This is a genomic window from Mammaliicoccus sciuri (genome assembly GCF_025561425.1).
Lineage (GTDB): Bacteria > Bacillota > Bacilli > Staphylococcales > Staphylococcaceae > Mammaliicoccus > Mammaliicoccus sciuri_A.
In genome coordinates, this window is record NZ_CP094824.1 from 37,470 (window position 1) to 53,281 (window position 15,812).

Annotated in this window: 13 protein-coding genes and 2 pseudogenes; 11 read left to right on the forward strand and 4 right to left on the reverse strand. The window is 31.2% G+C overall.

The window, feature by feature from the left end; translation table 11 throughout:
* The first annotated feature begins 1 nt into the window (after nucleotide 1).
* The 7 genes from walK to MUA60_RS00205 all read left to right on the forward strand — a co-directional run bounded on the left by walK (nucleotide 2) and on the right by MUA60_RS00205 (nucleotide 10,207).
* On the forward strand, nucleotides 2-1,843 hold the full coding sequence (gene walK / locus MUA60_RS00175) for a cell wall metabolism sensor histidine kinase WalK (protein ID WP_262649047.1): 1,842 nt from the start codon (nucleotides 2-4) through the stop codon (nucleotides 1,841-1,843).
* The gene (locus MUA60_RS00180; RefSeq protein ID WP_262649048.1) at nucleotides 1,836-3,158 is read left to right on the forward strand and encodes a YycH family regulatory protein; all 1,323 of its coding nucleotides are present in this window, start codon (nucleotides 1,836-1,838) and stop codon (nucleotides 3,156-3,158) included. The genes walK and MUA60_RS00180 overlap by 8 nt, the downstream gene beginning before the upstream one ends.
* A complete protein-coding gene (locus tag MUA60_RS00185; protein ID WP_262649049.1) occupies nucleotides 3,158-3,949 on the forward strand; it encodes a two-component system regulatory protein YycI in 792 nt (263 codons plus the stop codon). The genes MUA60_RS00180 and MUA60_RS00185 overlap by 1 nt, the downstream gene beginning before the upstream one ends.
* Before the next feature lie 40 nt (nucleotides 3,950-3,989).
* Complete coding sequence (locus MUA60_RS00190; RefSeq protein WP_262650533.1) at nucleotides 3,990-4,772, forward strand: MBL fold metallo-hydrolase; 783 nt, start codon at nucleotides 3,990-3,992, stop codon at nucleotides 4,770-4,772.
* A gap of 293 nt (nucleotides 4,773-5,065) precedes the next feature.
* Entirely contained in the window at nucleotides 5,066-5,545 is a 480-nt protein-coding gene (gene rlmH, locus MUA60_RS00195) for a 23S rRNA (pseudouridine(1915)-N(3))-methyltransferase RlmH (protein ID WP_262649050.1), read from the forward strand.
* 130 nt (nucleotides 5,546-5,675) lie between these two features.
* Nucleotides 5,676-7,652, forward strand: a complete 1,977-nt coding sequence (locus MUA60_RS00200) for a DNA methyltransferase (RefSeq protein ID WP_262649051.1) — start codon at nucleotides 5,676-5,678, stop codon at nucleotides 7,650-7,652.
* Between the two features lie 2 nt (nucleotides 7,653-7,654).
* Nucleotides 7,655-10,207, forward strand: a complete 2,553-nt coding sequence (locus tag MUA60_RS00205) for a DEAD/DEAH box helicase family protein (protein WP_262614238.1) — start codon at nucleotides 7,655-7,657, stop codon at nucleotides 10,205-10,207.
* A gap of 86 nt (nucleotides 10,208-10,293) precedes the next feature.
* On the opposite strand, the gene MUA60_RS00210 is transcribed toward MUA60_RS00205, so the two are convergent.
* A complete protein-coding gene (locus MUA60_RS00210) occupies nucleotides 10,294-10,515 on the reverse strand; it encodes a hypothetical protein (RefSeq protein WP_262649052.1) in 222 nt (73 codons plus the stop codon).
* A gap of 14 nt (nucleotides 10,516-10,529) precedes the next feature.
* The gene (locus tag MUA60_RS00215; protein WP_262609298.1) at nucleotides 10,530-11,033 is read right to left on the reverse strand and encodes a DUF1643 domain-containing protein; all 504 of its coding nucleotides are present in this window, start codon (nucleotides 11,031-11,033) and stop codon (nucleotides 10,530-10,532) included.
* Nucleotides 11,034-11,141: 108 nt separating this feature from the next.
* Here MUA60_RS00215 and MUA60_RS00220 point away from each other — a divergent pair, with 108 nt between their 5' ends.
* Both MUA60_RS00220 and MUA60_RS00225 read left to right on the forward strand, forming a co-directional pair.
* Nucleotides 11,142-11,816: an IS6 family transposase gene (locus tag MUA60_RS00220; RefSeq protein ID WP_118003383.1), complete on the forward strand. Its 675-nt coding sequence runs from the start codon at nucleotides 11,142-11,144 to the stop codon at nucleotides 11,814-11,816.
* Between the two features lie 60 nt (nucleotides 11,817-11,876).
* Nucleotides 11,877-12,527, forward strand: a pseudogene (locus MUA60_RS00225) (protein rep); the annotation flags it as partial.
* 146 nt (nucleotides 12,528-12,673) lie between these two features.
* On the opposite strand, the gene MUA60_RS00230 reads toward MUA60_RS00225, so the two are convergent.
* Both MUA60_RS00230 and MUA60_RS00235 read right to left on the reverse strand, forming a co-directional pair.
* Entirely contained in the window at nucleotides 12,674-12,874 is a 201-nt protein-coding gene (locus MUA60_RS00230; protein WP_262611019.1) for a hypothetical protein, read from the reverse strand.
* A gap of 790 nt (nucleotides 12,875-13,664) precedes the next feature.
* A complete protein-coding gene (locus tag MUA60_RS00235) occupies nucleotides 13,665-13,949 on the reverse strand; it encodes a hypothetical protein (protein ID WP_262649053.1) in 285 nt (94 codons plus the stop codon).
* 412 nt (nucleotides 13,950-14,361) lie between these two features.
* Here MUA60_RS00235 and MUA60_RS00240 point away from each other — a divergent pair.
* Both MUA60_RS00240 and MUA60_RS00245 read left to right on the forward strand, forming a co-directional pair.
* Nucleotides 14,362-14,715, forward strand: a pseudogene (locus MUA60_RS00240) (protein rep); the annotation flags it as partial.
* A 57-nt stretch (nucleotides 14,716-14,772) separates the two neighbouring features.
* Nucleotides 14,773-15,447, forward strand: coding sequence for an IS6 family transposase (locus MUA60_RS00245; RefSeq protein WP_118003383.1), 675 nt, complete (start codon nucleotides 14,773-14,775; stop codon nucleotides 15,445-15,447).
* The last annotated feature ends 365 nt before the right edge of the window (nucleotides 15,448-15,812 follow it).

The window sequence follows — 15,812 nt, forward strand, 5'->3', positions numbered from 1 at the left end:
TATGAATTGGCTAAAGAAGTTTCAGTCCTTACACATTAAACTTGTCGTTATTTATGTTTTATTAATCATTATTGGTATGCAAATTATTGGATTATATTTTACAAATAGTCTTGAGAAAGAACTGACACGTAACTTCAAGACAAATATTGAACAGCACGTGAAACAGATTAATTACAACATAAAGAAAACGTACAACTCTGAAGATCCAAATCGGAACTTCCAAAAAGAAATACAAAGTATATTAGATGATTATGCCAATAGAACTGAAATTGATGAGATTAAGTTTATTGATCAAGATCAAATTATTGTGGCGACATCTAAGGCTACGAATCAAAATACCGTCAATCAAAAAGTAAACGATAGCTCTGTACAAAAGGCGTTATCATTAGGAAAAGCTAATGATAAAATCGTATTAAAAAATGATTCATCCGATAGTAATAGAGTATGGATCAAAAATAAACCTGTTGAATACGAAGGTGAAGTTGTCGGAGATATATATGTTGAATCAGATATTGATTCTGTTTACGAACAGTTAAACAACATTAACCAAATCTTCATCATCGGTACAGCAATCTCATTATTGATCACAATCGTGCTCGGTTTCTTCATTGCGAGAACGATTACGAAACCTATATCAGACATGCGTAACCAAACGTTAGAGATGTCTAAAGGTAACTATACGCAGCGCGTTAAGATATACGGAAATGACGAAATCGGTGAACTTGCGCTGTCATTTAACAACTTATCTAAACGTGTACAAGAAGCACAAGCGAATACGGAAAGTGAAAAGCGTCGTCTAGACTCGGTTATCACGCATATGAGCGATGGTGTCCTTGCCACTGATAGACGTGGTCGCGTACGTATTATTAATGAAATGGCGCTTAAAATGTTAGGTCTAGAACGTGCTGATGTAGAAGCGAAACATATATTAGATATTCTAAATATTGACGATGATTATTCATTAGATGACTTACAAGAGAATAATGATAGTTTCATTATTGATATTAATAGTGAAGAAGGCATTATTGCGCGTGTTAACTTCAGTACGATTATTCAAGATACAGGCTTTATCAATGGTTATATTGCCGTATTACATGACGTTACAGAGCAGCACATTTTAGAAAATGAACGTCGCGAATTCGTTGCGAATGTTTCACATGAATTGCGTACGCCGTTAACATCTATGAGAAGTTATATAGAAGCATTAGAAGAAGGTGCTTGGCGTGATCCTGAAGTTGCACCGACATTCTTAAATGTTACACGTGAAGAAACAGATCGTATGATTCGTCTTGTGAATGACTTATTACAACTTTCTAAAATGGACAGTTCAAGTGATCAAATGAACTCTGAATTGATTGATTTTAATATGTTTATTAACAAAATCATTAACAGACATGAAATGTCACAAGGTAAGAACGTGACATTCATTAGAGACATACCTGTTAAAGGTTTATTCGTTGAAATTGATCCAGATAAGATGACACAAGTGTTTGATAACGTTATTACAAATGCGATTAAATACTCACAAGAATCTCATAAACGTGTAGAGTTTCATGTGAAACAAAATACTTTATATAATCGAATGACAATACAAATTAAAGATAATGGTATCGGTATTCCAGTTAATAAAGTAGATAAAATCTTTGATCGTTTCTACAGAGTAGATAAAGCGAGAGCACGTAAAATGGGTGGTACTGGTTTAGGTTTAGCCATCACTAAAGAAATCGTAGAAGCACATAAAGGTAGAATATGGGCGAGCAGTAAAGAAGGTCAAGGTACATCCATCTATATAACATTGCCATGTGAAGTCATGGAAGATGAGTTTGGTGATTGGGATGCGTAATAGAGAACTGATTAAATCTGCTATCCTCATAATCCTTGTGCTTATCAGTGTGTTTATGACATACCGCGTATGGACATTTACACCTGAACTAACAGATTTAGAAACAGATGTGAATACAGAAACACCTTCTATTGGACCTAAAATTAGTAAGCCTATTGATAGTGTGATTATGCCGTTTAGAATGATTAATCGAAATGGCACGGACGTGAAAGGGACGTCTAACGTGAAAGATATCAAGAAAATTACTGACCAATTGTTGAGTAAAGAAGTGAAGAAAATTGATATTCTAAGCAGTGAGTCAGTCGTTCAACTTGAAGATTTATCTGAAAGATATACGATTTTAGACTTCCCTAATAGCATTCCGAGTGAAATGTACTTGAACCAAGTATTAGGGATGAGTATGAATTATTATCCTAATATTAATTTTGATCGAATTCTTGTAGATACGAAATCAACGAAAGAAGCTGTTGTGTATCTTTTAAGTGAGAATAAACAAAAGGCTGTTAAGCTACAGACAAATATTAAAAGCACGCAAATTGATAAGGTGAATAAAGAAGCAGCACCAGATTTGAAACCTTATACAGGCATGATTACAAATGCGATGACTACGAATGAAATCTACCAAATTTATGCACCAGAGAATGCGGATAATATGAATATTTACCGTTACGTTTCTAACAAAATATCCGTATCTGAATTAAATGACGTAATTCTCGGGGATTCGGTGATTGCGCGTAGTAATGAACATAACGTTTCGACTTATAACAACAATACGGGGATTTCTACTGTGAACGAAGCGAAACAAACATATCGTTATACGAATTTATCAGAAGATGAAAATCGTCAAAAAGATATGGCAAAATCAATTACAAATTCATTTAAATTTATTAATGAACATGCAGGATATACAGATGAATTCCGTCTGTTTAGTACAGATGAAAAATCTGGTAAAATAGACTATCAAATGTTCTTAAATAATTACCCAGTGTTTAATGATGATAAGTTATCATCTATAGAAGCGGTGTGGGGTAGAGATACGATTAATGAATACAATCGTGGTCTTATTACAACAGGAGTAGCCGTACCGTCTAAAAAAGAAGCGGATGAATTGCCTTCATCTGAAGAAGTCAGATTTAGCCTAGCTTCTAATGGTTCAATTGACTTTAACAAAGTTATGAATATAGCAATTGGTTATGATTTATCATTACCAAAAGACGAAATTAATAACTTACAAGACACGATTGAATTTACACCGAAATGGTATGTAAAATATGACGGTGAATGGAAACGGTACGAGAATGGAGGGTTGTCTTAATGGATTGGAAACATGCTAAGTCACTCTTCATCATTGTGTTTATTCTCATCAATATAGGATTGGTCGTTGTCTACTTTAATAAAGTAAATAATTCTATCGTTCAAGAATCAAACGCACAATCAGATGTTAATTTTGCTAAAGAAGGCATAGATATCCCGCAGTTACCAGAATATCGAGATAAGAAGATGCAAGCCATAACAGGTAGTAGTAAATCGTTCGATTCAGATGAGCTTGAAGGTGTTTATTCATTAAGTGAAAAAGACACGAAAATCAATAAAGATATTGATGCAGATTTAGATAAAGATAGTAAACAGTCATCATTTAAGAGCTTCATTAACAAAGATGCTTTTAAAGGTAAAGATTACGAATATAAAAAAAACAACACAGATAAAAGCAAAGTCGTCTATGAACAAAACTATGAAGATTTACCAATACTCAACAACAACAAAGGACAAATCGTTATAGATATGGCTAATGGTAAAGCTAAGTCATATACACAAATGTATTTAGACAAACTTAAACCAGGTAATGGCGACAACAACAATAAACGCACAATAGCAGATGCTAAGACAGCTTTAGAGACATTGTATTACAACACGTACCTTAAAAAAGGTGATAAAGTAAAGTCTGTTAGGTTAGGCTACTACAGTGTCGTTAAAGAAATAGGCGGACAAGTACTTGTACCGTCATGGGAAGTCAAAATTAAATCCAAAAAAGACGGTAAAACAGATACGAAGACATTGTATATCGATGCCATTAAACCAGAATCTACCGTCTTAGAAGAATCGTAAGAGAAGCAGTAATTAAAGGAGATGAACACTTGTGATCGCAATGAGCGTACTCGCAAGTGGCAGTACAGGAAATGCCACTTATATAGAATCAGATAAAGGAAGCCTACTTGTCGATGCTGGCTTAACAGGAAAGAAAATAGAAGGCCTCTTTCAACAAATTGACCGTAACATCAGCGACTTAGAAGGTATCTTAGTAACCCACGAACATATCGATCACATAAAAGGGTTAGGTGTACTCGCAAGAAAGTATAAACTACCTATCTATGCGAACAAGAAGACATGGCAAATGATAGAAGCTAAAGATAAAAACATACCACTAGATCAAAAGTTCCATTTCGAACCATATGAAACAAAGACATTAGCAGGTATGGATATCGAATCATTTAGCGTATCACATGACGCAATAGACCCACAGTTCTATATCTTTAACAGCGACTATAAAAAGTTAACGATGATTACAGATACAGGCTACGTGTCAGACCGCATGAAAGGTATGATACACGGAAGTGATGCCTTTGTATTCGAAAGTAATCACGATGTGGATATGTTAAGAATGGGTAAATATCCATGGAAGACGAAACAACGCATATTAAGCGACATGGGTCACGTATCTAACGAAGATGCAGCACATGCAATGTCTGATGTAATTACAGGTAGCACGAAACGTATCTATCTGTCACACTTAAGCCAAGACAACAACATGAAAGATTTAGCAAGAATGAGTGTTGGGCAAGTATTAAACGAACATGATATTGATACAAATAAAGAAGTCATTTTATGTGATACAGATAAAGAAAAAGCAACACCCATATACTACCTTTAAAAAAGATATCCCCAATCATAGAGTTGGGGATATCTTTTTAGTTTGTGCACATATATACCCACAGTTATACACAAATGTCCACAAATTGTGAATAATATAGGTAGTTATCCACGGATTTATCCACAATGAATATAAATCCGTGGATAAATCATAATAAAATGTATAAAAATAAACGACTTAATATTTAGAAAACATACAAAAAATTAAAATTGTTGATATAATAATAAAGAAAACTGTGCATAAGTTAATAACATGTGGATAACTTTTAACAAGATGAATAAAGGTGGATAAAAATGAAGATAACAATCATAACGGTAGGTAAACTAAAAGAGAAATATTGGAAACAAGCCGTAGATGAATATAATAAGCGCTTAGGTGCATATACAAAGACAGAACTCATCGAAGTAGCAGACGAAAAAGCACCCGATAATATGAGTGATAAAGATATAGAAATTGTGAAGGAAAAAGAAGCGAACAGAATCATGTCTAAAATCAAACAAGACAGTTACGTTATTACCCTGGAAATACAGGGCAAAATGTTAACAAGCGAAGGACTCAGTAAAGAAATCGATAACCTCATGACAAGAGGCAATTCACACATCACATTTATCATCGGCGGATCAAACGGCCTACATCAAAAAGTATTACAACGCAGCAACTACGCCCTATCATTCAGCAAAATGACCTTCCCACACCAAATGATGAAAGTCATCCTGATGGAACAAGTGTATCGCGCATTTAAGATCATGCGTGGGGAAGCATATCATAAATGATGCGGTTTTTAACAAATCTATTATATTTTCATCGTAAAAGGTTTAATAAATTAACAATCTCTATGTATTTTTATAATAAAGTCTATTATCATAAGTACTGATATAAAAATTCATTATATGGAGAGATTTTATGAGTACCAACATATTAGATGAAATCAGTAAAGTTCTAAATGGAATTGAAAAGTATTGGATAAATAATAAACTAGCAAAGCAAATAATAATAGAAGGTTTAAGAAATAATGATAACAATTTAATTTCTAAGCTTCTATCTAATCAAACTATCAATGAAGCATATGTTCAAGATATAGATGGATATAAAATTTTTGACAAAGAAGCTTTTATTTCAATGCTACGCTATAAAAATTATTGGCAAGATAGCTATACTAAATATGCTAACAAAATTGGGTTAACCACTGAAGGTAAGTATTTAAATTACAATTCAGATGTGGTATTAGATTTTCCATTTAAAGATTGTGTACTTGAAGGAAGTATGACAAAAGAGAACAGTATTTTGAAGAATGATGAAAGATTTTATAATCAAAGAATTGCTAAAGAAGAAATAGATACATTATTATCATCTAAAGCATTAACTAATATAAAAAAATATGATAGATACGGCGAAAATGCTGTTTCTCAATTAAATAAAAACGATAATTTAATTATTAAAGGTAATAATTTGATTGCTTTACATAACTTAAAGTGTAATTTTAAAGACAAAATCAAGCTTATTTTTATTGATCCTCCTTACAATACAGGAAGTGATAGCTTTAAATATAATGATAAATTTAATCATTCTTCATGGCTTACTTTTATAAAAAATAGATTAGAAATTGCTAGAGAATTACTTAGTTATGATGGTGTTATACTTGTTCAATGTGATCATCATGAACTTGGTTATCTAAATGTTCTAATGGATGATATTTTTGGTTCAGAGAACAAAGTTCAAGTTATTTCATGTAAAACTTCTGCACCTGCTGGGTTTAAAACAGTTAACCCTGGCCCTATAGATGTAACAGAATACATTTTGTATTATGCAAAAGATAAATCTGAGGTAGATTTTAAAAAAGGATATGTTCCAGTTAGTTATGATAGTAATTATAATAGATATATTGAAAATTATGATCAAGAATCAAATAAATGGATAATTAAACCTATAGTTGAAAAATACTATGAAGTAGAAAATATCAATGATAATAAACACGCTAAAGAAGTGTGGGGGTCTGAATGGAAAGTAGTCCGAGATAAAGGTATTGAAAAGTTTGCTCTTGAAAATGCTGAGAGAATTGTATCGATAAGAGATCCTCATAATCCTACAGAAAAATTAAAAAATTTGTTAAAAGAATCTAAAAACACTGATAAGGTCATAGAGGTTAAAAGAGATATAGGTTCATTATATTTATATAACGGAGGTTCATTAGCTTTTTATAAAAATAAACTTAAAGAAATCGATGGCAGATTAACACCTACAGAACTACTAACAGACTTATGGACAGATATTTCTTGGGCGGGCATAGCTAATGAAGGCAAAGTGAAATTAAAAAATGGTAAAAAACCAGAAAAATTATTGAAAAGAATTATTGAATTAACTACTAATGAAAGAGATATCGTATTAGATTTTTTTATGGGTTCAGCGACTACTCAAGCTGTGGCTCATAAATTGAATAGACAATATATTGGTATCGAACAAATGGAGTATATCAATAGTATTTCTGTACCCCGTTTACAGAATGTCATTGGAGGCGAACAAAGCGGTATATCGAAATCAATAGGTTGGCAAGGTGGAGGTTCTTTTGTGTACGTAGAATTAGCAAAACAAAACCAAGAAATCATAGATAGAATTATAAATAGTAATACTAAAGAAGAACTTAACGAACAAATCGATGATTTATTAAGCAAAGGTGTACTTAATTATGAAGTAGACTTTAATGAGTTCACAAATACTAAGAAAGAATTCAATGAATTGAAGCTTGAAGAGCAAAAAGAAGTATTGATTAGAGTCTTAGATAGCAATCAACTATATGTTAATTACTCTGATATTGAGGATACTGCATATAATTTTACAGAAGATGAAATAGCATTTAATCATAGTTTCTATGGAGGCGAGTAATAATGTCAGAAATGCTACATGATCGTATTGAAAATCAATTATTTTTACAATATCCAGAAATACCTAATTATATTATCGACAATTTGAATCATCGATTAAGACCATACCAAGAAGAAGCGTTTCAAAGGTTAATGTATGTTGAAAACCAAGATAATGGTAATTTATATAACAAATTAATGTTTAATATGGCGACAGGTTCTGGTAAAACGCTCGTTTTAGCTGCTTCAATATTATATTTATTTAAAGAAAAAGGATATCAAAACTTTTTATTTTTTGTTAATAGTACTGCGATTGTTAATAAAACATATGACAATTTAACTAATACCGCATCTAATAAGTATCTATTCAATCCAAATGGTATAGTGATTGATGGTAAAACAATTAGTATTCAAGTTGTAGAGAATTATCCTTCTTTACCAGATGAAAATACAATCTATCTTAAATTGACAACGATTAATTCTTTACATGACAAATTAAATTATCCAAGAGAAAATGAAATTACATATGAAGATTTGGCTCAATTTCCACTGGTATTACTAGCTGATGAAGCTCATCATTTGAATGTGAGTACAAAGAAAAAAGGGAAAAAGAATAAAGTAGAAATTGAAGAAACTAACTGGGAAGTAACAGTTGAGCGAATTATGAAGCAAAACACTAGTAATAAATTATTAGAATTCACGGCTACGGTACAACTTAAAGACGATATTTTTGAAAAATATAAAGATAGAATTTTATATCGTTATGATTTAAAAGAATTCATGCATCAAGGCTATTCGAAAAATGTAACGCTTCTACATGCAAGTGAAGAAAATGAATTAAAAATACTACATGCTTTATTGATGAGTGAATATAAAAAATACGTAGCTGAAATAAATGACATTATACTTAAACCTGTTATTATGTTTCAATCTACCACTATAAAGGGATCACAGGAATTACATCAAATAATGTTAGACTATTTAGAACAGTTAACTTTAGAAAAATTAGAACAAATTGTTGAAGCTGGTTATAAATTTTACACTGGTCAAAATAGTATTTGGAGTAAAGTCTTTAGCTTTTATAAACAATCTAATTTAATAAAGGTATTAGATGACTTGAAATGGAATTTTAATAAACAGACAACATTAAATGTAAATAATGATAAAGAGAAAGAAAAAAATGCACAATTGCTAAATAATCTAGAAGATTTTAATAATCCTATAAGAGCTATTTTTGCAGTGTACAAACTTAATGAAGGTTGGGATGTTTTAAATCTTTTTGATATTGTAAAAATCGACGAGAAGAAGAAAGTGAACAAAGCTGCTACAAATGCAGAAGCGCAACTTATTGGTCGAGGAGCTAGATATTATCCATTTATCTATAATCAAGAGAAATCTTATAAACGTAGATTTGACAATGAATTTAGTGATTTAAAAGTTATTGAAACGTTGCATTATCATACGATTAATGATTCTTCTTATATTAAAAACTTACATCAATCTTTAACAGAAGCAAAGGTACAAACCAATGCAGATATCAGTGAAGTGCACGAAGGTAAAGTAAAAAGTAAATTTAAAAAAACAGAACTTTTTAAGAATGGAAAAATATACATCAATAAAACAATCCCGACAACACCAGATGATTATAAAAGTTTAGAGAATTATAGTGCGACAAGAACACATCAGAAAGATTTATATAAAACGAGTGAATCAAATTTAATTCAAGATATTAAAAGAATAGCTGAAAATCGTAAAGAAGTGAAACTAAGTTTAAGCAAACCATTATTGCAAAAAGCATTAAGAAGTAATCCATTTTTTAGATATTCTAATTTAAAAGAGTACGTACCAAGTATTACAAGTATGCAGACTTTTATTGAATCAAAAGATTTTCTAGGCAATTTGGATATAAGCGTAACTATTCCTAAAGAAATGGATGTCAGTGATATAACACCTAAAATTAAATTATCTGTATTAAATGATTATTTGAGCAAATTGGAAACAAAAATAAAAAATAATTATCTAAAAGTTAAAGGTACAACGATTTTTGAAGGTATTAAGATATCAGAATTAATCGATGATTACGTTGTTGAAGTTAATAATGTTAATAGAGATGTTTCAGATTTAGAGAGTCAGAAACGACCAAAAAATATGACTCAACATGATTGGTATATTTATGATAAAGCGATTGTAAATGGTTTAGAGAGTGATTTGATCGATTTAATCAATAATATGATGGAAGATTTACAAAAAAAATATGATGAAGTCTATTTAATTCGTAATGAACGTAAAATTAAGTTTAGAGAAATTGATGGTGTTAAAGGATTTATGCCTGATTTCTTACTCTATTTAAAAGATGATAATTATACTTATCAAGTGTTTGTAGAACCTAAAGGACAACATTTATTATTAAATGATGAGTGGAAAGAACAGTTTATGTTATCTATCAATAAGAGAGAAGATATTGAAGTACTCGCTGAAAATGACAACGTTAGATTAGTTGGTTTATGTTTTTATTCTGATGAAGCATTAAAACGTCAAGAATTTAAAGAACAATTTAATGACAAATTGTTAAATTAAATTTATTTATCATAAAAAATTAAATTAATAAGAGCCTCCCTCACCGAAAAGTGAAGGATGCTCTTATTTTATTAAATAATGTGTTTTCATTTTGATAAGTAGTCATTAATAATTGTCTGTAAATCATTATTAAGTACCGCTGTTATAGAGTCATCATTCATAAAATCCTCATAGATTTTATCCAATATTTCTTCATCTTCAATTGCTGTAAAATGATGTACTAGTCCTTTTACGATAGATATATAATCATGTGATGCTAAACAATTAGCAACCGTTCGCCAGTCTGACTGTGCGGTTTCATAGTTCATAGATAATCCTCCTTTTATTTCAATGTCCATTTTTGACGTGCTTTAGGATTGAGTGGATGCATGATTTCATTCGTTACTGGATTAATGAGCTTTTTGACTTTCTTTTTATGAGGTTTTAACATTTCCATTACTTGTTCAACACGTTCTACAACAACTGGCCGCTTCGCATAGGCACCATAAGCTAGTATCACTGTGCCACTTTCACTTATCGCTTTCATCAAGTGGATGTCTGTATGTTTATCAAAAGGTTCTTTGATATGTTTAAGGTTCTCTGGAGTTTTAATATTAGAGAATAGATTTACAAGATATACTGCGCCATATTGTTCAGAATTCGCTAATTGGTTAAGAATTAGAACAGTGGTAAGATCGAGTGATAATACGCCATCTAAATGAGGATACATCGTTATCACTGTACATGCGGGTTTGTTTTTATCCCAAGTCTTTTTGAGTAAGTAACGATGTTGTTCATCGTCGCTAAAAATTGCTTCTGTGTGTATGGTGCTTTTGACCGTATTCATAGTACTCACTTCCTTTAGTATTCTTCGGGTAACAACATGACGTAATAAGAAAGGTTCTGTTGCAAAGTTGAGTTTATAGTATAATTTTAACAAAAAGGAGTATGCTATATGAACTATTTCAGATATAAACAATTTAACAAGGACGTCATCACTGTAGCCGTTGGCTACTATCTAAGATACGCACTGAGTTATCGTGATATATCTGAAATTCTAAGAGAACGTGGTGTCAACGTTCATCATTCAACGGTCTACCGTTGGGTTCAAGAATATGCTCCGATTTTGTATCAAATTTGGAAGAAAAAACATAAAAAAGCCTATTACAAATGGCGTATTGATGAGACGTACATCAAAATAAAAGGGAAATGGAGCTATTTATATCGTGCCATTGATGCAGAGGGGCATACATTAGATATTTGGTTGCGTAAGCAACGTGATAATCATGCAGCATATGCGTTTATCAAACGTCTCATTAAACAATTTGGTAAACCTCAAAAAGTGATTACAGATCAGGCACCTTCAACGAAGGTAGCCATGGCTAAAGTTATTAAAACGTTTAAACTGAATCCCGACTGTCATTGTACATCGAAATATCTGAATAATCTCATTGAGCAAGATCACCGTCATATTAAAGTAAGAAAGACAAGATATCAAAGTATGAATACGGCAAAGAATACTTTAAAAGGTATTGAATGTATTTACGCTCTATATAAAAAGAACCGCAGGTCTCTTCAGATCTACGGATTTTCGCCATGCCACGAAATTAGCATCATGCTAGCAAGTTAAACGAACACTGACATGACATATTAGTGGTTAGCTATATTTTTTTACTTTGCAACAGAACCGTTATTTTTAACACTTTCGACACGAAATGCGATAGATGGGGATACGTTAGATCAAAGTTTAAAACATTTAACAGAATCATTTAGAAGATTGTTTAAGTATAAAAAAATTAGTAAAAATTTAATTGGTTTTATGAGGTCAACAGAAGTGACAGTTAATAAAAATGACGGTAGTTATAATCAACATATGCATGTGTTGATGTGTGTCGAAAATAGTTATTTTAAGAATAAAGCTAATTATATAACTCAAGAAGAATGGATTGATTTGTGGCAAAAAGCATTACAAGTTGATTATCGTCCAGTTGCAAATATCAAAGCGATCAAACCGAATAAAAAGGGGGATAAAGATATTCAAGCAGCAATCAAAGAGACCTCAAAATATTCGGTTAAATCATCAGATTATTTAACTGATGATGATGAAAGAAATCAAGAAATTGTGAGAGATTTAGAATACGGCTTGTATCGAAAACGTATGTTGAGTTATGGTGGTTTGCTTAAACAAAAGCATAAAATTTTAAATTTAGATGACTCAGAGGACGGTAATTTAATTAATACAAGTGATGAAGAACAAACGACAGATGAAGAAGAAAAAGCACATTCAATTACGGCAATCTGGAATTTTGAAAAACAAAATTATTTTTTGAAAAATTTGTAGCGTTAGCTTAAAAGCTAGCGTTTTTTTATGCTTTTTTACCTCCGTAGGAACTATAGTGTTCAACCGGCATGGTTGACCAGTTTGTATGCTAATTTTTAAATTTGGATGTAACTGGGCAGTGTCTTAAAAAATCGACACTGGAATTGTTAAAAATTGATGTCTGGATTATCTGCAAAATAAAAATCATAAATCTTAAGAAATTCAAAATCAGTATCTGATATGTTTTGTTCTTTCATGATTTTAATTACATTTTGAATTCGTTGGTCGTTAGGGATATTACATAGTTCAGAAATTTCTTTTGATGTTTTATCAAATACGGAAAATGTAAATTCAAAGTTTATTGTCATAAAGAACACCTCTTATTTGGCTCATATTTGCGTTTTAAGAAACAAATATAATTATACAGGTAAAAAAATATATATTTTTAAAGTTTGCTCTAAATACCCCCTTAAAATGCAAAATAAGGGTATTGGATTATCACACGCAAATTTTGTTTTTAGCACGACACCTTTTCAGGTGTGTAAGTGCGCCCTTGGACAATGGAAAAATAAAACTCTTAATTAAACAGAGTTTAACTAAGATAGTCACGAGGAATTGAATAGCCTTTAATTCTGAGTTTCTTCAGATGTACCTGATTTATGGGGTGGTTTATGGTATGACGTTAAATTAACCCATGAATCAACGTATAAACTAATACATAATGTAGGGGTAAAAAAGCACATAAAATAAGCACGCATTTATGCCGAGAAAATTTATTGATCAATGAGAAGAACCCTTAACTAAACTTGTAGACGAATGTCGGCATAGCGTGAGCTATTAAGCCGACCATTCGACAAGTTTTGGGTTTGTTAAGGGTTCCGAGGCTCATTGTCAATAAAGCAATTGGAATAAAGCAATAAAGATTAACTTAATACTTTTACAATGAGGGTTGAGATGATTTTATAAGCTAAAAATAAAATACTTACTTTAACTATAAATATAATTGCAAATATTATTACTTCGCCGATACTTTGTATGTTAGTAAATGATGCAGTAGAAGTGCTAAACGTTGCAAACATTAAAGCTACAAATAAACTAAACCAATAACTAGTTACTATTTCTGTTATTTTCATAAAATCACCTTACTAGAGCTATTTTTTATAAATGACCATTAGTAGAACAATAATCATCAAAAGCTGCCCATTTTCCTTTGTTAGACTGACAAGTTTTTTTAATTCCATAATTCATTATTTCATCAAGCAATTTAGTTGCTACTGCTCCTCCTATTACACCGAGTACTGGGGCTATACGTGTAGATGTACCTTCATTATTATTTGAATCTAAATCGGGTTTGAACCCTATTTTTTGGTTAAATTTCTCTATTTGGTCTTTATTCATACTTTCGAAATATGTTTTAAGATTTTCTGCTTGTTTTTGTGTCAATCCATTATTTGTAGCGTATTCTGTATTGAAAACATATTTTTCATTTTGAATATCGTATTTTAGAGACTTTTGTATTGTATTGATTTCTTTTTCACTGATTGAACTACTTTCTGCTTGGGTTGGATTATTGAATATACCGAAAAAAGTAATAATAAGACTTAAAGTTAATAAAAAACTTTTGTTAAATATAATTTTTTCATCATGATATCCTCCTTTATTAAATTTTACCCCAAGTAAAATTGATAAAACTTTATTAGAGGTTTTGAAACGAGTTGAAAACGAGTTTCTTCTTGTCTTGATACTATATAGAAATAACGTTCTTTTTAAGAATGTGCGTTTAACGTTGATATATCAACGTTTTTGTTGATTTTCTAGGTGGAAAACAAAATTGTTGGAATGTTGGTGTTTTATTATGCATAATAATCATACAAAACATATAAACAAAAATCAAGATGATGAAACATTAAAAGATTTAACGAAAAGTGGGAAACAACGGCCGTGGAAAGAGAAAAAAATAGACAATGTGAGTTACGCGGATATTCTGGAAATTTTAAAAATCAAAAAAGCGCATAATGTTAAACAATGCGGCAATGTCTTAGAATTCAAACCGACCGATGAAGGTTATTTGAAATTATATAAAACGTGGTTTTGTAAATCGAAGTTATGTCCGGTTTGTAATTGGAGGCGTGCGATGAAAAATAGTTATCACGCTCGAAAAGTGATTGAAGAGGTGATAAAAGAAAAACCGAAAGGGCGTTGGTTATTTTGGTTCTGTTGCAAAGTTGAGTTTATAGTATAATTTTAACAAAAAGGAGTATGCTATATGAACTATTTCAGATATAAACAATTTAACAAGGACGTCATCACTGTAGCCGTTGGCTACTATCTAAGATACGCACTGAGTTATCGTGATATATCTGAAATTCTAAGAGAACGTGGTGTCAACGTTCATCATTCAACGGTCTACCGTTGGGTTCAAGAATATGCTCCGATTTTGTATCAAATTTGGAAGAAAAAACATAAAAAAGCCTATTACAAATGGCGTATTGATGAGACGTACATCAAAATAAAAGGGAAATGGAGCTATTTATATCGTGCCATTGATGCAGAGGGGCATACATTAGATATTTGGTTGCGTAAGCAACGTGATAATCATGCAGCATATGCGTTTATCAAACGTCTCATTAAACAATTTGGTAAACCTCAAAAAGTGATTACAGATCAGGCACCTTCAACGAAGGTAGCCATGGCTAAAGTTATTAAAACGTTTAAACTGAATCCCGACTGTCATTGTACATCGAAATATCTGAATAATCTCATTGAGCAAGATCACCGTCATATTAAAGTAAGAAAGACAAGATATCAAAGTATGAATACGGCAAAGAATACTTTAAAAGGTATTGAATGTATTTACGCTCTATATAAAAAGAACCGCAGGTCTCTTCAGATCTACGGATTTTCGCCATGCCACGAAATTAGCATCATGCTAGCAAGTTAAACGAACACTGACATGACATATTAGTGGTTAGCTATATTTTTTTACTTTGCAACAGAACCTATATCTATATAAAACTCTACATTGTAAGACAAGATAAATGTCTTCACATGTAGAGTTTTTTGGTTATTTGTTGAAGGGTGTAAGAGAAGGTTTGGATCTATGTCAAGAATTCTCTTTTTACTGTGTCCGTATTCTTGATATAGATCCATATTTTCTTTATTATATTGATGAACTTTATATAGTTTCTTGAAGTTTAAGTCGTTTTTTATTTTTGTAAATTACAAGTAAACATTAATTCTATTGGGCAAAATTAAATTGACTTATCTTACTAATGTTATATACTTAGATTAAGTGATTTTAAATTG